The organism is Streptomyces sp. NPDC006365 (assembly GCF_042870755.1).
In the GTDB taxonomy this organism is placed as follows: Bacteria; Actinomycetota; Actinomycetes; order Streptomycetales; family Streptomycetaceae; genus Streptomyces; species Streptomyces xiangluensis.
Window position 1 is genome coordinate 394,658 of record NZ_JBIAHS010000001.1, and the last position, 18,786, is coordinate 413,443.

Below are 18,786 nucleotides of genomic sequence, written 5' to 3' on the forward strand. Positions count from 1 at the left end.
ATGACCGCTGAGTACGCCGACTACACGACCGGGGAGCCGGTCGTCGACGCCAAGGCCCCCGATGGGCCGGTGAACGAGCGCTGGGACACCCGCCGTTTCGAGGCCAAGCTGGTCAACCCCGCCAACCGCCGCAAGCACACGGTGATCGTCGTCGGCACCGGCCTCGCCGGCGGCTCCGCAGGGGCCACGCTGGCCGAACAGGGCTACCACGTCGTGCAGTTCTGCTACCAGGACTCACCGCGCCGCGCCCACTCGATCGCCGCGCAGGGCGGCATCAACGCCGCGAAGAACTACCGCAACGACGGCGACTCCATCCACCGGCTGTTCTACGACACCGTCAAGGGCGGCGACTTCAGGGCCCGCGAGTCCAACGTCCACCGCCTGGCGCAGATCTCGGTGGAGATCATCGACCAGTGCGTGGCCCAGGGCGTGCCCTTCGCCCGCGAGTACGGCGGCCTCCTCGACACCCGGTCCTTCGGCGGCGTACAGGTCTCGCGGACCTTCTACGCCCGCGGGCAGACGGGCCAGCAGCTGCTGCTCGGCGCGTACCAGGCGCTCTCCCGGCAGATCGCCGCCGGAAACATCGAGATGCATCCGCGCACCGAGATGCTGGACCTGATCGTGGTCGACGGCCGGGCGCGCGGGATCGTGGCCCGCGATCTGATCACGGGCCGTATCGACACGTACTTCGCGGACGCCGTCGTCCTGGCGAGCGGCGGCTACGGCAACGTCTTCTACCTGTCGACGAACGCCATGAACTCCAACGCCACCGCCATCTGGCGGGCGCACCGGCGCGGCGCGTACTTCGCCAACCCGTGCTTCACACAGATCCACCCGACGTGCATCCCGCGCACCGGCGAACACCAGTCGAAGCTCACGCTGATGAGCGAGTCGCTGCGCAACGACGGCCGGATCTGGGTGCCGAAGGCGAAGGGCGACCAGCGGGCCGCGAACGAGATCCCCGAGGACGAGCGCGACTACTACCTGGAGCGCATCTACCCGTCCTTCGGCAACCTCGTGCCCCGTGACATCGCCTCCCGGGCGGCCAAGAACGTCTGCGACGAGGGCAGGGGAGTGGGCCCCGGCGGCCAGGGCGTCTACCTGGACTTCGCGGACGCCATCAGGCGCATGGGCCGCAAGGCCGTCGAGGCCAAGTACGGCAACCTCTTCGACATGTACCAGCGGATCACCGACGAGGATCCGTACGAGGTGCCGATGCGGATCTATCCCGCCGTCCACTACACGATGGGCGGACTGTGGGTCGACTACGACCTCCAGACCACCATCCCCGGCCTGTTCGCGATCGGTGAGGCCAACTTCTCGGACCATGGGGCGAACCGGCTCGGCGCCTCGGCGCTGATGCAGGGGCTGGCCGACGGCTACTTCGTACTGCCGTCGACGATCAACGACTACCTCGCCCGCAATCCGCACCACGAGAAGGTCTCGGCCGAACACCCCGCCGTCCAGGAGGTGCTGGCCGAGACCGAGGACCGGCTGAGCCTGCTCCTCGCCGTCGACGGAGACCGCACCCCCGACTCCTTCCACCGGGAACTCGGCGAACTGATGTGGGAGTTCTGCGGAATGGCGCGTACGGAGACGGGGCTGCGCAAGGCGCTGGAGCGTATCCCGCAGATCCGCGAGGAGTTCTGGCGGCGCATCAAGGTCCCCGGCACCGGCGAGGAGTTCAACCAGTCGCTGGAGAAGGCGAACCGCGTCGTCGACTACCTCGAACTCGCCGAGCTGATGTGCCTCGACGCACTGCACCGCGGCGAGTCCTGCGGCGGCCACTTCCGCGAGGAGTCCCAGACCCCGGACGGTGAGGCGGAGCGCAAGGACGAGGAGTTCTCGTACGCGGCGGCCTGGGAGTTCACCGCCACCGGCGATGCGCCGGTTCTCCACAAGGAAGACCTCGTCTTCGAGTACGTCCACCCCACTCAGCGGAGCTACGCATGAAGCTCACCCTGCGCGTCTGGCGGCAGCGGAACGCCGACGCCGACGGAGCGATGTCCACGTACGAAGTGGACGACATCTCGCCCGACATGTCCTTCCTGGAGATGCTCGACACTCTCAACGAGGAGCTCATCCTGGGTGGCGAGGACCCCGTCGCCTTCGACCACGACTGCCGTGAGGGCATCTGCGGCGCCTGCTCGCTCGTCATCAACGGCGACGCGCACGGTCCGGAGCGTACGACCACCTGTCAGCTGCACATGCGGTCCTTCAAGGACGGCGACACCATCGACATCGAGCCGTGGCGGGCCTCGGCGTTCCCGGTGGTCAAGGACCTCGTGGTCGACCGGAGCGCCTTCGACCGGATCATCCAGGCCGGCGGCTACATCACCGCGCCGACCGGCGCCGCGCCCGAGGCCCACGCCACGCCCGTACCGAAGCCGGACGCGGACTTCGCGTTCGAGCACGCCGAGTGCATCGGCTGCGGGGCCTGCGTGGCGGCCTGCCCGAACGGGGCCGCGATGCTGTTCACCTCGGCCAAGGTGAACCACCTGAACGTGTTGCCGCAGGGGGCGCCCGAGCGCGAGACCCGTGTGCTCGACATGGTGGCGCAGATGGACGAGGAGGGCTTCGGCGGCTGCACCCTCACCGGCGAATGCGCCACCGCCTGCCCGAAGGGCATCCCGCTGGTCTCCATCACCGGCATGAACAAGGAGTGGCTGCGCGCGACCCGCAAGTCGGGAAGGCGTCAGCCGTAGGTCGTTCGCCGTCAAGGTGCGGACGGGCGGGGCCGGGAGTGGTGCTCTCCGGCCCCGCCAAGCTTTGTCAGGCCGCCGCACCCGGGCATTCAACAAGCCCACATCCCACCTCTCTGCGTAGGTTACGCGCCGGTCAGCCGGCGTCGGGAGAACAGGAGCGAGCACGCCGTACCCAACCGGCCCGCTCACCTTCCGCTCCGCTCACCTCCCGCCGCACACCGGCCAACGTCCCCAGGAGAGAGCCAGCCATGACCGGCGTAACCACGCTCGCCAGCCCGTCCCAAGCGACCGCACCCACCCGCTACACCGTCACCCTGGCCCGCGACGAGGCGGATGTGCGGGCCGCGCAGCGGCTGCGTCACGACGTCTTCGCGGGAGAGATGGGAGCCCTGCTGACCACCCCGCAGCCGGGCCTCGACATCGACGCCTTCGACGCCTACTGCGACCACCTGCTCGTCCGCGACACGGTGAACGGGCAGGTCGTAGGCACCTACCGGCTGCTGCCGCCGGAGCGCGCCGCGGTCGCCGGAAGGCTCTACTCGGAGAGTGAGTTCGACCTCGGGCCGCTCGCCGGGATCCGCTCAGGGCTCGTCGAGGTCGGCCGCTCCTGCGTCCACCCCGACCACCGGGACGGCGCCGTCATCAGTCTCATCTGGGCCGGTATCGCGCGCTACATGGTCGAAGGCGGCCACGAATGGCTCGCGGGCTGCTGCTCCATCCCGCTGGCCGACGGCGGCACGCTCGCCGCGGGCACCTGGGATCGCGTACAGGAGAAGTACCTGGCGCCCGATGAGTACCGCGTACGCCCGCTGCTGCCCTGGAACTCCGAGGGCATCCAGCACCCGGCCCGCACCGAACTCCCCGCGCTCCTGCGCGGCTACCTCCGCCTCGGTGCCTGGGTCTGCGCGGAACCCGCCCACGACCCCGACTTCGGCGTGGCCGACCTGTACGTGCTGCTGCCGATGCACCGTGTCAACTCCCGCTACCTGCGGCACTTCCTGTCGCTCGTCCCCGCCTGATGAACGCCTCGCGGGTGAATGTGACGAGTGCGCTGCGCCTCACGGTGCTGGTCCGCCCGCGGCGCGGCGCGGCGGCGCTCGCGAGCCCCGGTGCGGGCACGGCCGCGCTCCCGGGCCGTCGGCCGGTGCCCCGAGCACGCCGTGCCGGGACGCAGGTCGGGGACCGCCCCGGTGTGACGCCTCCGGGGACCGCTCTGGCCAGCGCCTGGCTGCCCAGCGCCCCGTGCACCCCGGGGGCCTGCGTGCAGTCCATGGGGTCCCTGGCCGCCGTACCGCGGGCCGTGCTGCGGCTGACCGTGGTGGTGGCCGTGCTCCTCGTCGGCATCGTGCTGATCCCGGTCGTCGGACGGCTCGCGGGTGTGCGGCGTGACCGTGCCATCCGGCTCTGGTGCCGGACGATCGTGCGCGCGGTGGGCGTACGCGTACAGACCACCGGAGCCGCCCCGCCCACCGGCGGGCTGCTGCTGGTGGCCAACCACATCTCCTGGCTGGACATACCGCTGCTCGCGGCCGTCCGTCCCGGACGGATGCTCGCCAAGGCCGAGATCCGGCAGTGGCCCGTCGCGGGCGCGCTGACCGCGAGCAGCGGGGCGCTGTTCATCGAGCGGGACCGGCTGCGCGCGCTGCCGACGACGGTCGCGCGGATCGCGGACACCCTGCGCGACGGCGCCGCAGTCGTGGTCTTCCCCGAAGGCAGCACCTGGTGCGGCCGGGCCCAGGGGCAGTTCCGCAGGGCCGTCTTCCAGGCCGCACTGGACGCCGCCGTACCCGTCCAGCCGGTACGCCTGCACTACCGGCTCGACGGGGGAGCGGCGACCACGGCACCCGCGTTCGTCGGGAGCGACTCGCTGCTCGCCTCGGTGTGGCGGGTCGTTTCGGCGCGCGGCCTCGTGGCCGAGGTACGCGTACAGCCGGTGCTCGTGCCGGGCAGCGCACCCGACCGCCGGACCCTGGCCCGCGCCGCCGAGACGGCCGCCACCCACCGGACGTGCGCGAACTCGGAAGGGGCCCACAGGCCGGCGTCCTAGGCCGGGCCCGCGCCGTCCAGTCCCGCGATCCGGGCCAGCCTCTCGTACGAGTCAAGGAGGGCGCCGCGGTCGTACGTACTGGTCGTGACCAGGACCTCGTCCGCGTCGGTCTCCTTGAGCACCGTCTCCAGTTCGTGGGCGACCTGCTCCTTGGTGCCGGCGATATGACCCCTGAGCCCGGACTCGTAGAAACCGCGCTCCTTGTCGCTCATCCTCAGCGTCTCCACGCGCTCGGCGGGCGGCAGCGGCGGAAAGGTGCCGCGGGTGCGGGAGTGCGCCATCGACCAGGCCTCCGGGAGCAGCAGCCGGCGGGCCTCCTCGGGGCTGTCCGCTACCGCGATCGTGCCGGAGATGACGACGTACGGCTCGCTCGCCCAGGCGGAGGGCCGGAACGTCGCGCGGTAGTGATCGATGCCGCGCCGCATCTTCTCGCGGCCGCGGAGGTCGCCGATGACCATCGGCAGGCCCGCCCGGGCAGCGATCGTGGCGCCCTCGCCCATGGCCAGCACGAACGGCGGCACGGTCAGACCCTCGGCCGGACGCGCGTGCACCCCCGTCGGAGAGGTGCCGCGGAACCAGCCCAGCAACTCGTCGAGCTGCCCCGCGAAATCGTCGGCGACGTCCTTGTCCCGGCCCAGCGCCTTGCGTACGCCGTCGGTGAAGCCCACGGAGCGGCCCAGACCCATGTCGATACGTCCCGGGAAGAGGGACTCAAGGACGCCGAACTGCTCGGCCACGACAAGGGGTTGATGGTTCGGCAGCATCACCCCGCCCGTGCCGACCCGGATCGTGCGCGTCGCGGCGGCGACCGCGGCGGCCAGCACGGTGGGCGCGGAACCGGCGACTCCGGGAACGCCGTGGTGTTCCGAGACCCATATGCGGTGGTAGCCGAGCCGCTCGAGCTCCTGCGCCAGCCGCACGGTGTCACGCAGGGCCTCGGGACCGTCGTGCCCCTCCCGGGTGCGCGAGCGGTCGAGGACGGAGAAACGGGTCGCTGCTGTCACTGGGCTCACATGAACTTCAACGCCCCCGTCGCGCCAGGATTCCCGGCGCGGGCGTGCGGACGTCCGCGTAAGCCGCGTACCTGTCCCCGCGAGCCTGAGCAGAATGGGAAGTCCCGTTGAGTACGCCCTCCCATGGGGCCATGCTGAGAGCATGGCCGCGGGGCGTGCCCGTGGTGGGCGAGAGACGTGTTCATGGACCCAGACGTGTTCGGCTCGGGGTGGGAAGCGACCGCCGTGGTGGACGAAGGCGGGAGGATCCTCGCCTGGAGCGAGGGCGCCCGGCGGCTGCTCGGCCACGACTCCGCGGACGCCGTGGGCCGTGACGCCCGGGAACTGCTGGCCGCCGAGCTTCCGTACGCGGTCCGCGGCGCCTGTGCCTCCCGTATACCGTGGAGCGGTGGCGCCGTGGTCCGCACCCGCGAGGGGCGGCGCCTCGAATTGCTGGCCCATCTCCGGCCGCTGACCGGCGCCAACGACGACCCGTTGTGGATCGTCGCGGCCACCGCGGCGGACGAACCCGCCCCCGAGACCCTGAACCGCTGGGCGATCGAGCAGCTGCCCATCGCGGTGGTCGTGTGCGACGACGACGTCAGAGTCGTACGTGCGAATGACGCCTTCACCGCCATGTCGGGAGCGACGGAGGACCGGCTTCGGGGCCTCGGCCTAGCGGAGCGGATCACCGGCGAGATCGTCGACGGCGCCGAGGAGATCCCCCGTCTGGCCGAACAGGCCATGCGAACCGGAGACGTCGTCCGCCACCAGGCCTATCTGCGGACCCCGGGAACGAGGCGTGAGCGCTCCTGGTCCTCCCTGCTGTTCCCGCTCAAGGACCCGCAGGGCCGCGTCCGGGGCGTCGCCTCCGCCGTGTACGACACGACCGAGCAGTACTGGGCGCGGCGGCGGATGTCCGTGGTGAACGCGGCGAGCCTCAGCGTCGGAACCACGCTCGACGTAACCCGCACCGCCCAGGAACTCGCCGAGATCGGCACCGAGGGGTTCGCCGACTTCGTCATCGTCGATCTGCTCGACGACCTCTTCCAGAACGTCGAGGCGGACCTCGCGCCGAGCGCGGGCCAGCCGGTCTTCCGCCGGTGCGCCCAGGCGTCCGTACTGCCGGGCTGCCCGGAGGCCACCGTCGAGATCGGCCAGCGGCACGTCTACGCCGCCGACTCACCGCAGACCTCAGCCCTCGCCGTCGGCCGTCCCGCCCAGTACCGGCTCGACAGCGCGAGCTTCCCCGCGTGGCTGACCGCGGATCCGGACCGTGCGCGCAGCGTCCGCGCCCACGGGATCCATGCTCTGCTGGTCGTTCCGTTGCAGGCCCGGGGCGTGACGCTCGGGCTGGCCCAGTTCCATCGTCACCGCATCACCGAGCCCTTCGACGACGAGGATCTGCTGCTGGCGCGGGAGATCGCGACCAGGGCCGCGCTGAGCATCGACAACGCCCGCCGCTACAGCCGTGAGCGTGCCACCGCGGTGACCCTCCAGCGCAGTCTGTTGCAGCGCGCCACGCCGGAGCAGTCCGCGGTGGATGTGACCACCCGCTATCTGCCGGCCGGTGGGCGGGCCGGGGTGGGCGGCGACTGGTTCGACGTGATCCCCCTGTCCGGTGCCCGGGTGGCGCTCGTGGTGGGCGACGTGGTCGGTCACGGGCTGCGGGCCTCGGCCACGATGGCGCAGTTGCGGACCGCGGTGCGTACGCTGGCCGACGTCGACCTGGCGCCGGACGAGTTGCTCACGCAGCTCGACGACGTGGTGATCCGGCTGGCCCGGGAGGAGCCCGATACCCCCGGCGCCGTAGCCGAGGCCCGGCCGGTCACGGAGTTGAGCGCCACGTGTCTGTACGCGGTGTACGACCCGGTGTCCCGGATCTGCTCGCTCGCCAGCGCGGGCCATGTGCTGCCCGCCGTGGTGACGCCCGACGGCACGGTCGCCTTTCCGGATCTGCCGGTCGGCCCGCCGCTCGGCCTCGGTGGACTGCCCTTCGAAATCTCGGAGTTCGAGCTTCCGGAAGGCAGCCTGCTCGCCCTCTACACCGACGGCCTGATCGAGGCGAGGGTCCGGGACGTCGACACCGGCATGGCTCTCATGGGCCGGGTGCTCGGGCAACCAGTCCGGTCCCTGGAGAAGTTGTGCGACGACCTGCTGGACGAACTGCTGCCCGGCCGCCCCATGGACGACGTCGCCCTCCTCCTGGCCAGGACCCGGGTCCTCGACGCCGCCCGGGTGGCGACCTGGGACCTGCCGAACAACCCTCAGATCGTCGCCGAGGCCCGCAAGTACGCGACGGCTCAGCTCGCCGCGTGGGGGCTGGAAGAGGCGCTGTTCACGACGGAACTGGTGGTCAGCGAACTCGTCACCAACGCCATCCGTTACGGCGGCGACCCGATACGGCTCCGCCTGATCCGCGACGCGGTCCTGATCTGCGAGGTCTTCGACGGCAGCAACACGGCACCCCATCTGCGCCGCGCCCGCGCCTACGACGAAGGCGGCCGGGGCCTCCTCCTTGTCGCTCAGCTCACCGAGAGCTGGGGCACGCGTCAGACTCCGACCGGCAAGATCATCTGGGCAGAGCTCAGTGTGGCTCCTGAGCTTTGAGGGGACTTCCAGGGGTTCCTCTTCCCAAGCCCGCCCCTTCCCGAAGCGGGGGGGGGCTGCGCCCAGGACCCCCGCCAGGGGTGGGCGTGACAGTCGTGTCGCGGCTGCGCCGCGGGGCGCGACCAGCCACAACGGACCCGCACCCGAAAACCGCACAACCAGCGGAGCCCTATCGTGGTCGACGTGACAGACAACGACCACAAACCACTCGCCGTGTTCGACCTCGACAACACGCTCGCCGACACCGCACACCGGCAGCGGTTTCTGGAGCGCAGGCCGCGCGACTGGGACGCCTTCTTTGCGGCGGCGCCGCACGATCCGCCGCTGACCGAGGGCGTGGCGCTGGCGCTGGAGCACGCCGAGGAGTGCGAGGTCGTCTACCTCACGGGGAGGCCGGAGCGGTGCCGCGAGGACACGGTGGAGTGGCTGGCAGCGCAGGGGCTGCCCGAGGGCCGCATCTGGATGCGCCGCGACAACGACCGCAGGCCCGCCCGGCGCACCAAGCTGGAGATCCTCCGCGGGCTTGCCCGGAATCGCGAGGTCCGGGTGCTTGTGGACGACGACGAACTGGTGTGCGGGGACGCCGAGCGGGCCGGCTTCACGGTCGTACGGGCGCGGTGGGCCGGCCAGTCCGCTGTGCTGCAGGTGGCTCAGGAGCGGGAGGGACGCACCTGAGTCGGTCCGGCTGCCGACTTCCCCTTCTACTCCTCGTCCTCCAGCCGGAACCCCACCTTCAGACCGACCTGGTAGTGCTCGATCTGGCCGTTCTCGATCTGGCCGCGGACCTCCGTGACCTCGAACCAGTCCAGGTGGCGCAGGGTTCGCGAGGCCCGGGCGATGCCGTTGCGGATTGCCTGGTCGACCCCCTCGGTCGAGCTGCCGACGATCTCGGTGACCCGGTATGTGTGATCAGTCATGCGGGTGCTCCTCTCCGCGGGTGGCGGGTGTGCCACGCGTCATTTCCACGGTGCCGTACGAGGCAGCGGCACGCGACCCGTCACCGGGCCATGCTCAGCGACAGTGCGAACCGTCCCTCCCGGTCCGTCCACCAGTGCGTCATCTCCAGCCTGCTGGCCACCATTTCACCCAGTACGCCCTCCTCGCGGAACTTCACCGACACCTCGGTCCGCAGCTCCTCACCTGCCGCGAAGTCGACGGCGAGGTCGAGCGCGGGGATCTTCACCGTCAGCGGCGCACCTGCGCGCAGCCGCATCTCGATCCACTCCCGCTCGGCGTCAACTGACCCGACGTCACCAGGCACGGTTTCTTACATCATGCGGGGGCGGCCGTATCCGGCGTCGGTGGATGTCTCAGAACGTCGCCCGGATGACTCCTACGGTGCGCTCCAGGTGCGGCTCGGAGCGGTCGGCGCGGTGGGCGACGGCCAGTTCCACGCGCGCGTTGGCTCCGACCAGCGGTAGGTAGGCGACGCCGTCGAGCGCCAATGCGGTCACGGGCTCGGGCACGACTGCGACGCCGAGGCCGCCGGCCACCAGCGTGACCAGCGTCGAGGTCTCGCCGACCTCGTGGCGGATGTGCGGCTCGACGCCGACGTCGCGCAGGAGGCCCAGCACCACGTCGTACATCACCGACCGGCGATCGGCGGAGTGCACGATCATGTCGGCACCGGCCAGGTCCGCTGCCCGCAACCGTTTGCGGCGGGCGAGGGGGTGGTCGACCGGTACGGCGACGACGAGCCGGTCACGGCGCAGCGTGTGCACGGTGAGGGAGAGGTCGGCCGCCGGAGGGCGCAGCAGCGCGACGTCGATCGCGCCGGAGCGCAGTGCCTCGACCTGGTCGGGCGCGAGCATCTCCCCGCGGAAGGAGAAGTCGACGCCGGGAAGCTCCTCCGTAAGCCGCCGCGACAGTGCGGGCAGGAGGCTGTACGTCGCCGAGCCCACGCACCCGATCGCGAGGTGGCCCACCGCGCCGGCGGCGACAAGCCGTGCGTGGTGGGCTGCCTCGTCGACGTCGGCGAGGAGCGCGCGCGCCCGTTCGAGGTAGGCCCGGCCAGCCTCGGTGAGGTCGACGCGACGTGTGGTGCGGTGGAGCAGTTCGACGCCGAGTTCGGCTTCGAGCTGGCGGATCTGCGTGGAGAGCGGTGGCTGGGCCATGTGGAGCCGCTCGGCGGCGCGACCGAAGTGGCGCTCCTCGGCCACCGCCACGAAGTACCGCAGGTGGCGCAGATCCATATGTCGTCCATATCAATCAGCTGGGATATGCGTACTTCAGAATATCGTGGCCCGGGATTAGCGTCGCTGCCATGAGTGCTTTCGTCTACGCCGCGACGCGGACTCCGTTCGGCCGCTTCAACGGCGCGCTGGCCGGAGTCCGCCCCGATGACCTCGCCGCCGCCGCGATCACCTCGACGCTCGCCCGGGTGCCGGGCCTCGACCCGGCCGCGATCGACGACGTGGTGTGGGGCAACGCCAACGGCGCCGGTGAGGAGAACCGCAACGTCGGCCGCATGGCGGCGCTGCTCGCCGGGCTTCCGGTGAGCGTGCCCGGCACCACCGTCAACCGGCTGTGCGGCTCGAGCCTCGATGCGGCGATGACGGCCAGCCGAACGATCGAGTCCGGCGACGCAGAGGTGGTGTTGACCGGCGGCGTGGAGTCCATGACGCGTGCGCCGTGGGTGCTGCCCAAGTCGGCGAAACCGTTCCCGGCCGGCGATGTCACCGCGGTCTCGACCACGCTCGGCTGGCGGCTGGTCAACCCGCGGATGCCGAAGGAGTGGACGGTCAGCCTCGGCGAGGCCAACGAGCAACTCCAGGAGCGCTTCGGGATCTCCCGCGAGCGGCAGGACGAGTTCGCCGCCCGCTCACACCAACTCGCCCACGAGGCGTGGGAGTCGGGCTTCTACGACGACCTGGTGGTACCGGTCGAAGGTGTCGACCTGACCCGCGACGAGGGCATCCGAGCCGGATCCACACCGGAGGTGCTGGCCGGGCTCAAGCCGGTCTTCCGTACCCCGCAGCAGGGCGGCACCATCACCGCGGGCAACGCCAGCCCTCTCAACGACGGTGCCTCCGCGGTGCTGTTGGGCAGCGAGAACGCCGCGGCCGTGATCGGGGCCGAACCGATCGCCCGTATCGCCGGCCGCGGCGTGATGGCGCTGGAGCCACAGGCCTTCGGCTACGCCCCCGTCGAGGCAGCGAACCGTGCGCTGGCCCGGGCCGGGATCGGCTGGGACCAGGTGGGTGCGGTCGAGCTCAACGAGGCCTTCGCCGTGCAGTCGCTCGCCTGCCTCGACGGGTGGAAGGTCGACCCCGGCATCGTCAACCAGAAGGGCGGCGCCATCGCGATCGGGCATCCGCTGGGCGCCTCGGGCGGCCGCATCCTCGCCACGCTGGCCAAGGTGCTGCGCGAGACGAGGCAGCGCTACGGCGTCGCCGCGATCTGCATCGGGGTCGGTCAGGGGCTGGCTGTCGTACTCGAGAACTGCGATGTCACGGAGACGGCCCAGTGAGCCGGGCGGAGATCGTCGAGAGCGCCGATGCGGCGGTCGTCGGCATTGATGACGGGTCCACCGTCCTCGTCGGCGGCTTCGGCCTGGCAGGGATGCCGTTCGATCTGATCGACGCGCTCATCCGGCAGGGTGCGAAGGACCTCACGATCGTGTCCAACAACGCCGGCAACGGCGATGTGGGGCTGGCCGCGCTCCTGGCCGCCAGCCGGGTGCGCAAGGTGCTCTGCTCCTTTCCGCGCCAGGCCGACTCCTGGGTCTTCGACGGCCTCTACCGCGAGGGGAAGATCGAACTCGAGGTGGTGCCGCAGGGCAATCTCGCCGAGCGGATGCGCGCGGCAGGTGCCGGTATCGGCGCGTTCTACTGCCCGACCGCGGTCGGCACGCCGCTGGCCGAGGGCAAGGAGGTGCGGGAGATCGACGGCCGGAAGTATCTGCTGGAGTACCCCATCAGGGGCGACTACGCGCTGATCGGCGCCCACGTCGCGGACGCGATGGGCAACCTCGTCTATCGCAAGACGGCCCGCAACTTCGGACCGGTCATGGCCACGGCCGCGACGACGACCATCGTCCAGGTCGACGAGGTCGTCGAGCCCGGAACGCTCGACCCCGAGGCCGTCGTCACCCCGTCCATCTACGTCGACCGGGTCGTGCAGGTGGCGGCCCGCCACTACACCGTGCAGGGGGCCCGATGACCACCACGTCAACCACCACGTCGAGCGGCCAGGCGTACGCCGGGGCGCCGAGGAGCGCCGAACACCGGCTCTCGATGGATGAACTGGCCGCCGTCATCGCACGCGACATTCCGGCCGGCGCCTTCGTCAATCTCGGTATCGGGCAGCCCACCAAGATCGCCGATCACCTGCCGGCCGACTCCGGGGTCGTGCTGCACACCGAGAACGGCATGCTCAACATGGGCCCGAAGGCCGAGGGCGACGCGGTCGACCCCGACCTGACCAACGCCGGCAAGGTCCCGGTGACCGAGCTGCCGGGGGCGGCGTACTTCCACCACGCCGACTCCTTCGCGATGATGCGCGGCGGACACCTCGATGTCTGCGTCCTCGGGGCCTACCAGGTCGCACTCAACGGCGACCTCGCCAACTGGACCACCGGCAAGCCCGACGACATCCCTGCCGTGGGCGGCGCCATGGACCTCGCCATCGGCGCCAAGGACGTCTACGTGATGATGACGCTCTTCACCCGCTCCGGTGAGCCGAAGCTCGTGCCGCAGTGCACCTACCCGCTCACCGGCGTCGGCTGTGTCAGCCGCGTCTACACGGACTGCGGGGTCTTCGACGTCGGTCCCGACGGCGTACGGATCCGGGAGACGTATGGCGTCAGCGCCCATGAGCTCGCGGAGCGACTCGGCATCACGCTGTCTTAGAGGTCCTGACACAAGCGTTGCACGTGCCGGTAGGTGATCAGGCAGGTGGCGAGGCCGAGGAATGCCTCGTGGACGTCCTCCCGTCGGTAGTGGCCGCCGGCCGGGCAGCCCCGGACGACTGGGGCAAAGGGGCTGCGGCGCATGTCCGAGACTTACGGCAGGCCCGGCCACGGAGAGACGGAGGAAGCCTCCGGCGGCAGCGGCGCTGTGGCCACGCCAGGCGCGGGCGGTGGTCCAGGACCTTGCGGTCCAGGTGCCAGCCGAAGAGGTTGGGGGCATCCACTGCGCCCGGATGGGCTTGGTCGGCGTCATTGAAGTAGCGCACGATTTGGAGCACTGCTCCGCCGCCGGTGCGGGCCAGATGCCGGGTGAGGTCGCAGATGTGGTCCGTGCGGGGCTGGAGCCTGTCGAGAATGCGGGTGATCTGCTCGTCGACGCGCAGACCCGGCTCCCGGCAGACAACCATCCACGAGTGGTCCACCGGAACCACCGTCGGTTCGGTGAACCGGCTGCCGCGAACAGCCACCTGGTCTGGAGTGATGTCCAGCTGGGAGGTGATGTCGTCTGCCGACGTGTGCTGGCTGAACAGCGCGAAGTAGGCGTACCGGCGAAGTGGCATCCCGTGGAGGATAGCCGCGCGGGAAGCGGGCCGACCGTGATTATGCGTGCCAGCAGTCAGGCAGCCGGGGTGACCGGAGGTGTGACCTCGTAGCACCGTCGGTCACGGATCAGGGCCCAGAGGACGTTGACGCGTCGGCAGGCGAGGGCGAGCACGGCCTGGACGTGTTTCTTGCCTTCGGCGCGTTTGCGGTCGTAGAACTTCCGCGAGTTCGGGTCGCTTCGCCGCCATTATCTACGTGTTGGCCAGCGGCTGTGCCCGGCGTCAGAGGGCGGTACGTGACTTGATGTCTGTGTTGCCCTGTCGGTTGGGGTAGGCAGGCTGCTCGGGGTCCGCCGGGCGGCTATGGCCGCGGCTGGGCGAACAATCCCTGCTCGGTCTCGACCAGGATGCCGCGCTCGGTCAGCCGCTTGAGTTTCAGGGGGTGTTGTTGATGTTGTTGGGCGCGATCTCCATGTTCATCGCCTCGCAGACCTGCCGTGCCCGCGGCGGGGCGTCGGCCGCGGCGAACTGACGGATATCGGCGAAGGACTCCCTCACGGAAGGCGGACCTGGTTGACGGGCCGCCGCCCGAAAACTGTCATAGGCGTCAGCTGTGGCCGAAGGCCGCCGCGGTGGCACGCACGAGAGCGGTGCGCTCGACGAGGTCACCGAACGCAGGCTGCTGACCAGGAACCTGAAGGACTGTCAACGCCCTGACGGACCCGACGGTCCTCGCGCCGGTGATCGCCGGTGTGACCGCGGGGCTCACAGGGGCGGGCGCAGTGTCGCCGGTCGGGCGCCTGTCCATGGGTGAGTGGGGCTGGTGCATGGACAGGCGTGACCGTGGGCCTCAGGCCGCTTCGAGGAAGGGGTAGTCGGTGTAGCCCTCGGCGTCCGGCCCGTAGAACAGTTCCGGCCGCGGCTCGTTCTCCGGGTGGCCACCCTGCCAGCGCTCGACCAGGTCGGGGTTGGCGATGAGGGCCCGGCCCACGACCACGGCGTCGGCGTGGCCGGCCTCGATCTGCTGGAGTGCCTGCTCGCGGGTGGTCTGCCCCCCGCCGAGGGGGCCGTTGTTGACGATCAGCTTGCCGTTGAAGCGCCGTCGCAGCTCCTGTACGAGGTCGCCGCCCGGCTCGGTGTGCAGTACGGAGAGGTAGGCCAGGCCCAGCGGGCGCAGTTGGTCGAGCAGGGTGCCGTAGGTGGCCAGGACGTCGTCCCGGTCGGTCTCGAAGACGTCCCCGAAGTCGACCTCCGGTGAGATCCGCAGCCCGACCCGCTCGGCACCGACGGCCTGGGCGATGGCCGTGACGACCTCGACGATGAAGCGGGCGCGGTTGTGCGGCGAGCCGCCGTATCCGTCGGTGCGCTGGTTGGCCGCCGGGGAGAGGAACTGGTGGAGCAGGTAGCCGTTGGCGCCGTGGATTTCCACGCCGTCCGCTCCCGCCTCGATGGCCCGGCGGGCCGCGGTGACGAAGTCCTTAAGGGCTGCCCGGATCTCTGCGGTGGTCATCGCTTCGGGTACGGGGTAGGGCTGCTCGCCCTTCTCGGTGAACGTCTCGCCGCTGCGGGCGATCGCGCTGGGGGCGAGGATGCGGCGGCCGCCGTTGATGTCGGGGTGGGTTTGGCGGCCGGCGTGCATGAGCTGCAGGACGATGCGGCCGCCCTCGGCGTGCACCGCCTCGAACACTCGCTGCCAGCCGGCCGCCTGCTCGTCGGTGGCGATGCCCGGCTCACCGACATACCCCTGCGACGCGTGGTCGGGGTAGGTGCCCTCGGTGACGATCATTCCGACGCTCGCCCGCTGCCGGTAGTACTCGACCACCAGATCCCCGGGAATGCCGGAGGAACCGGCCCGGACCCGGGTCATCGGTGCCATGACGATGCGGTTGGCGAGCTCGATCTTCCCAAGAGAGACGGGGGAGAAAAGCGAAGGAACGGGCGAAAGTTCTGAAGTGTCGACAGTCATGGGGTTTTCTCTTTCTGTAATACAGAGGAAACGGGATGAAGGTTTGCGCCGCAGGGGGTCCGCGCTGTCCCGGCGGAGGCGCGGATGCGGTCTTCGGACAGGCGCGGGCCCGCTGACGATGACGCGGTTCCAGGACCGCGACCGGGGTGTGGGTGGTGTTGGCGGCGAACGCGGTGAGAGCCGCATGCCGTCGGCGTCGGTGTCGATGCCGGTCAAACGCAACCGCCCACCGCAGTACGGGCGTTCGCTCCTTGCACACGAACAGCAGCCGGCCAGGTGAACGATGTCATGGGTGCCGCCGCCGGAGTCGGTACGGATCGGTGTCTGCACCTCGCGCCGCGACCGGCTCCCTCGACGCGCCCCCGCGAAGAGGACCGATACACGGCTTCACCTGGAATGCGCTTTGGGCGGTGGCGGGAACAGCGATCTCAGCGATCCTCATTCTCACCGGCCTGAGGCACTTCCTGCGGTGCCGATCACCAGTCGGGCAGCCTGCTTCACGAAAGCGCGAGGCTAGCTGAGCGGGACGTCCGCGACAGCCTTGAGGTGGCTGAACGTCTCCAGGGAATACCGGCCGTGGTACCGGCCCATGCCGCTTTCGCCGACGCCACCGAAAGGCAGGCCGGTCATGAGCAGTTGCATCACCGGCTGACCCCAGGCGACGCCGCCGGAGGACGTCTCGTTCACCAGGCGCGACTTGGTGGCCTCGGACTCGGTGAAGGCGTAGAGGGCCAGGGGCTTGTCGCGCTCGTTGATGAAGGCGATGGCGGCATCGAGGTCTTCGACTTCCACGACGGCGAGAATCGGACCGAAGATCTCCTCCTGCATGACCGGCGATGCGGGGTCGACATCGGTGAGCACCGTCGGTGCGATGAACAGGTCGTCACGGTCGTGCTGGCCTCCCACCGCCGCCCGGCCGGAGTCCAGCAGACGGGTGAGCCGGTCGAAGTGCCGCTCGTTGATGATCCGGCCGAAGCCGGCCGCGGTCTGCGGGCTGGAGCCGAACTGGGTTTCGACCGCCGTGCGCAGGGCGGGAACCAGTGCGGCGGCGGTGGCAGGATCGGCCAGAACGTAGTCCGGGGCTATGCACTGCTGCCCCGCGTTGCCGAACTTGGCGCCGACCAGCCGCTTCGCGGTCTCGTCCACGTCGGCGTCGGGCGCCACGAAGACCGGCGACTTGCCCCCGAGTTCGAGCGTGACGGGGGTGAGGTTCTTGGCGGCTGCGGCCATGACGATCCGGCCGACCGTGCCATTGCCGGTGTAGAAGATCTGGTCGAACCGCTGCGCCAGGAGGGCCGTGGTCGCCTCGGCGCCCCCCTCGACCACGGTGAGCACGTCAGGGTCGAAGTACTCACGCAGCAGGCGTGAAGCCACCGCCGAGGTGTGCACCGAGATCTCGCTCGGCTTGGCCACCACGGTGTTCCCGGCGGCCAGGGCGCCGATGATGGGGTCGATGAGCAGGTGCAGCGGGAAGTTCCACGGGGCGATCACCAGGACGACCCCGAGCGGGTCATAGGCGGTGTAGGCCGTGGTCGTGGGACCGAAGTGGGCGGGAACCTCCACCGGGCGAGGCTGAAGCCAGCTCTCCAGATTCGCCAGCGTCTCGTCGATGTCGGCGACGGTGAAGTCGATCTCCTGCGTCTTCGCCTCGGCGGCGTTCTTCCTCAGATCCGCCCAGAGCGCTTCGATCAGCTCCTGCTCGTTCTCGACCAGCAGCGCCCGCAGCCGCCGCAGCTGCTCCACGCGCCAGTCCAGTCCGCGAGTGACGCCGGTGTTGAACGTCGCACGAAGGCGGCCGACCACCTCCGCGGCCGATTCGCTCCGGTGCGTCCTCGACTCGGTCCCCTGTGTTGCGGTCATGGGGTGTACTCCGTTCTTGATGCAAGCCACGCCCCGGCTGCCTTCCAGCCGGGCACGGTCTCCAGCGTGCTGGACGATCCGGTATTCACCCAGGTCACGGCCTTGTGTACATCCGCTGTGCCTACCACTGGCTTGGGCAGGCTGGTGTGTGTCCGACCGTGGATACTCGGAGGCATGGACGAATACCCCGAACCGGTGCACGAGCCCGCCGACGGCGCTCTGGACCCGCGTGCCGAGCTCAGTGAGTTCCTGCGCACCCGGCGGGCCCGGCTGAAGCCGGAGGACGTGGGTCTGCCGGACTTCGGGCGGCACCGGCGGGTGCCGGGGCTGCGCCGCGAGGAGCTGGCGCAGCTGGCCGGGGTGTCGGTGGGGTACTACACGCGTCTGGAGCAGGGCAACGGGCAGCACGTGTCGGCGGAGGTCCTCGACGCCATCGCCCGCGCGCTCAGGCTGAGCGACGCCGAGCACGCCCACCTCACCCACCTGGCGAAGCCGAAACAGCACAAGAAGAAGCCGGCCAGCCGCACCCAGCGGGTGCGGGGCCCCCTGCGGACGCTGCTGGACACCATGGAAGGCGGCCCGGCGATCCTCGTGGGGCGGCGCGGGGACATCCTCGCCTGGAACCGGATGGCCGCGGCGGTCTTCGGCGACTGGGCCGAGCTGCCGGCGCACGAGCGGAACTGGGCGCGGCTGGTGTTCCTCAGGCCCGAGTACCGCGACTTGTTCGTGGACTGGGAGCACAAAGCGAACGACGTCGTCTCTCAGCTGCGCATGGACGCCGGCTCCCATCCCAACGACCCCCGGCTGTCCGCGCTCGTGGGCGAACTCTCCGTGAAGAGCGAGGAGTTCCGGCGGCTGTGGGCCGCCCACGACGTCAAGGAGAGGTGCCACGGCATCCAGCGCCTGCACCACCCGCTCGTCGGCGAACTCGATCTGCGCCTCGAATCGTTCCACCTGGCCGACGACCACGAACAGACGCTGGCGACGTACCACGCCGTACCGGGTTCCCCGTCCGCGGAGGCACTACGACTGCTGGCCAGCTGGGGCACCGACGCGACAAGGACGGGAACCGGGACGCCGCCGGCACGCACGGCTTGATGAACTTCCCTTGATCATCGGTAGTTGGCTGCGCGCCACGCCCAGCGTCCCCTCGCA

16 protein-coding genes and 3 pseudogenes are annotated in these 18,786 nt (G+C 70.3%); 10 read left to right on the top strand and 9 right to left on the bottom strand.

Annotated features, from left to right (window positions below; all coding sequences use genetic code 11):
* The 4 genes from ACFYO0_RS01825 to ACFYO0_RS01840 all read left to right on the top strand — a co-directional run bounded on the left by ACFYO0_RS01825 (position 1) and on the right by ACFYO0_RS01840 (position 4,752).
* Entirely contained in the window at positions 1-1,953 is a 1,953-nt protein-coding gene (locus ACFYO0_RS01825; RefSeq protein ID WP_388668996.1) for a fumarate reductase/succinate dehydrogenase flavoprotein subunit, read from the top strand.
* On the top strand, positions 1,950-2,705 hold the full coding sequence (locus ACFYO0_RS01830) for a succinate dehydrogenase/fumarate reductase iron-sulfur subunit (protein WP_388668999.1): 756 nt from the start codon (positions 1,950-1,952) through the stop codon (positions 2,703-2,705). The genes ACFYO0_RS01825 and ACFYO0_RS01830 overlap by 4 nt, the downstream gene beginning before the upstream one ends.
* Positions 2,706-2,953: 248 nt before the next feature.
* Entirely contained in the window at positions 2,954-3,724 is a 771-nt protein-coding gene (locus ACFYO0_RS01835; protein ID WP_388669002.1) for a GNAT family N-acetyltransferase, read from the top strand.
* Positions 3,725-3,975: 251 nt separating this feature from the next.
* On the top strand, positions 3,976-4,752 hold the full coding sequence (locus ACFYO0_RS01840; protein ID WP_388670805.1) for a lysophospholipid acyltransferase family protein: 777 nt from the start codon (positions 3,976-3,978) through the stop codon (positions 4,750-4,752).
* On the opposite strand, the gene ACFYO0_RS01845 is transcribed toward ACFYO0_RS01840, so the two are convergent.
* The gene (locus tag ACFYO0_RS01845; RefSeq protein ID WP_388669005.1) at positions 4,749-5,765 is read right to left on the bottom strand and encodes an LLM class flavin-dependent oxidoreductase; all 1,017 of its coding nucleotides are present in this window, start codon (positions 5,763-5,765) and stop codon (positions 4,749-4,751) included. The two genes, ACFYO0_RS01840 and ACFYO0_RS01845, sit on opposite strands and share 4 nt — an antisense overlap.
* Before the next feature lie 183 nt (positions 5,766-5,948).
* On the opposite strand from ACFYO0_RS01845, the gene ACFYO0_RS01850 reads away from it, so the two are divergent.
* On the top strand, positions 5,949-8,354 hold the full coding sequence (locus ACFYO0_RS01850; protein ID WP_388669008.1) for a SpoIIE family protein phosphatase: 2,406 nt from the start codon (positions 5,949-5,951) through the stop codon (positions 8,352-8,354).
* A gap of 183 nt (positions 8,355-8,537) precedes the next feature.
* Positions 8,538-9,029, top strand: coding sequence for an HAD family acid phosphatase (locus ACFYO0_RS01855; protein WP_388669011.1), 492 nt, complete (start codon positions 8,538-8,540; stop codon positions 9,027-9,029).
* A 26-nt stretch (positions 9,030-9,055) separates the two neighbouring features.
* On the opposite strand, the gene ACFYO0_RS01860 is transcribed toward ACFYO0_RS01855, so the two are convergent.
* The 3 genes and pseudogenes from ACFYO0_RS01860 to ACFYO0_RS01870 form a co-directional block, all read right to left on the bottom strand.
* Positions 9,056-9,271, bottom strand: a complete 216-nt coding sequence (locus ACFYO0_RS01860) for a dodecin (protein ID WP_388669014.1) — start codon at positions 9,269-9,271, stop codon at positions 9,056-9,058.
* Between the two features lie 80 nt (positions 9,272-9,351).
* A pseudogene (locus ACFYO0_RS01865) lies at positions 9,352-9,591 on the bottom strand (L-histidine N(alpha)-methyltransferase); the annotation flags it as partial.
* Between the two features lie 73 nt (positions 9,592-9,664).
* Positions 9,665-10,546, bottom strand: coding sequence for a LysR substrate-binding domain-containing protein (locus tag ACFYO0_RS01870; protein WP_388669017.1), 882 nt, complete (start codon positions 10,544-10,546; stop codon positions 9,665-9,667).
* A gap of 71 nt (positions 10,547-10,617) precedes the next feature.
* Here ACFYO0_RS01870 and ACFYO0_RS01875 point away from each other — a divergent pair, with 71 nt between their 5' ends.
* Genes ACFYO0_RS01875 through ACFYO0_RS01885 form a run of 3 tightly spaced genes read left to right on the top strand, consistent with a single transcriptional unit; the run spans position 10,618 to position 13,204 of the window.
* Complete coding sequence (locus ACFYO0_RS01875) at positions 10,618-11,823, top strand: thiolase family protein (RefSeq protein WP_388669020.1); 1,206 nt, start codon at positions 10,618-10,620, stop codon at positions 11,821-11,823.
* Positions 11,820-12,515, top strand: coding sequence for a 3-oxoacid CoA-transferase subunit A (locus ACFYO0_RS01880; RefSeq protein WP_388669023.1), 696 nt, complete (start codon positions 11,820-11,822; stop codon positions 12,513-12,515). Before ACFYO0_RS01875 ends, ACFYO0_RS01880 begins: the two co-directional genes overlap by 4 nt.
* Positions 12,512-13,204 (top strand): 3-oxoacid CoA-transferase subunit B, encoded by a 693-nt coding sequence (locus ACFYO0_RS01885; RefSeq protein ID WP_388669026.1) that lies wholly within the window; start codon positions 12,512-12,514, stop codon positions 13,202-13,204. Before ACFYO0_RS01880 ends, ACFYO0_RS01885 begins: the two co-directional genes overlap by 4 nt.
* 232 nt (positions 13,205-13,436) lie before the next feature.
* On the opposite strand, the pseudogene ACFYO0_RS01890 reads toward ACFYO0_RS01885, so the two are convergent.
* From ACFYO0_RS01890 to ACFYO0_RS01910, 5 genes and pseudogenes are all read right to left on the bottom strand, one after another.
* Positions 13,437-13,823: pseudogene (locus ACFYO0_RS01890) on the bottom strand (DUF4279 domain-containing protein); the annotation flags it as partial.
* 56 nt (positions 13,824-13,879) lie between these two features.
* A pseudogene (locus tag ACFYO0_RS01895) lies at positions 13,880-14,047 on the bottom strand (IS110 family transposase); the annotation flags it as partial.
* Between the two features lie 193 nt (positions 14,048-14,240).
* The gene (locus ACFYO0_RS01900) at positions 14,241-14,363 is read right to left on the bottom strand and encodes a hypothetical protein (RefSeq protein ID WP_388669029.1); all 123 of its coding nucleotides are present in this window, start codon (positions 14,361-14,363) and stop codon (positions 14,241-14,243) included.
* Positions 14,364-14,655: 292 nt separating this feature from the next.
* Positions 14,656-15,771 carry an alkene reductase gene (locus ACFYO0_RS01905; RefSeq protein ID WP_388669032.1) on the bottom strand — a complete coding sequence of 372 codons (1,116 nt, stop codon included), beginning with the start codon at positions 15,769-15,771 and terminating at the stop codon, positions 14,656-14,658.
* Between the two features lie 513 nt (positions 15,772-16,284).
* Positions 16,285-17,631 carry an aldehyde dehydrogenase family protein gene (locus tag ACFYO0_RS01910; protein ID WP_388669035.1) on the bottom strand — a complete coding sequence of 449 codons (1,347 nt, stop codon included), beginning with the start codon at positions 17,629-17,631 and terminating at the stop codon, positions 16,285-16,287.
* A gap of 174 nt (positions 17,632-17,805) precedes the next feature.
* On the opposite strand from ACFYO0_RS01910, the gene ACFYO0_RS01915 reads away from it, so the two are divergent.
* Positions 17,806-18,729, top strand: coding sequence for a helix-turn-helix transcriptional regulator (locus ACFYO0_RS01915; RefSeq protein ID WP_388669038.1), 924 nt, complete (start codon positions 17,806-17,808; stop codon positions 18,727-18,729).
* Positions 18,730-18,786: the final 57 nt, after the last annotated feature.

Bases quoted from the DNA above. Each gene is read 5' to 3' on its own strand.
- ACFYO0_RS01915 (WP_388669038.1), top strand. From the start codon at position 17,806: ATGGACGAATACCCCGAACCGGTGCACGAGCCCGCCGACGGCGCTCTG.
- ACFYO0_RS01875 (WP_388669020.1), top strand. From the start codon at position 10,618: ATGAGTGCTTTCGTCTACGCCGCGACGCGGACTCCGTTCGGCCGCTTC.
- ACFYO0_RS01870 (WP_388669017.1), bottom strand. From the start codon at position 10,546: ATGGATCTGCGCCACCTGCGGTACTTCGTGGCGGTGGCCGAGGAGCGC.
- ACFYO0_RS01835 (WP_388669002.1), top strand. From the start codon at position 2,954: ATGACCGGCGTAACCACGCTCGCCAGCCCGTCCCAAGCGACCGCACCC.
- ACFYO0_RS01850 (WP_388669008.1), top strand. From the start codon at position 5,949: ATGGACCCAGACGTGTTCGGCTCGGGGTGGGAAGCGACCGCCGTGGTG.
- ACFYO0_RS01840 (WP_388670805.1), top strand. From the start codon at position 3,976: ATGGGGTCCCTGGCCGCCGTACCGCGGGCCGTGCTGCGGCTGACCGTG.
- ACFYO0_RS01910 (WP_388669035.1), bottom strand. From the start codon at position 17,631: ATGACCGCAACACAGGGGACCGAGTCGAGGACGCACCGGAGCGAATCG.
- ACFYO0_RS01830 (WP_388668999.1), top strand. From the start codon at position 1,950: ATGAAGCTCACCCTGCGCGTCTGGCGGCAGCGGAACGCCGACGCCGAC.
- ACFYO0_RS01885 (WP_388669026.1), top strand. From the start codon at position 12,512: ATGACCACCACGTCAACCACCACGTCGAGCGGCCAGGCGTACGCCGGG.
- ACFYO0_RS01860 (WP_388669014.1), bottom strand. From the start codon at position 9,271: ATGACTGATCACACATACCGGGTCACCGAGATCGTCGGCAGCTCGACC.
- ACFYO0_RS01825 (WP_388668996.1), top strand. From the start codon at position 1: ATGACCGCTGAGTACGCCGACTACACGACCGGGGAGCCGGTCGTCGAC.
- ACFYO0_RS01905 (WP_388669032.1), bottom strand. From the start codon at position 15,771: ATGACTGTCGACACTTCAGAACTTTCGCCCGTTCCTTCGCTTTTCTCC.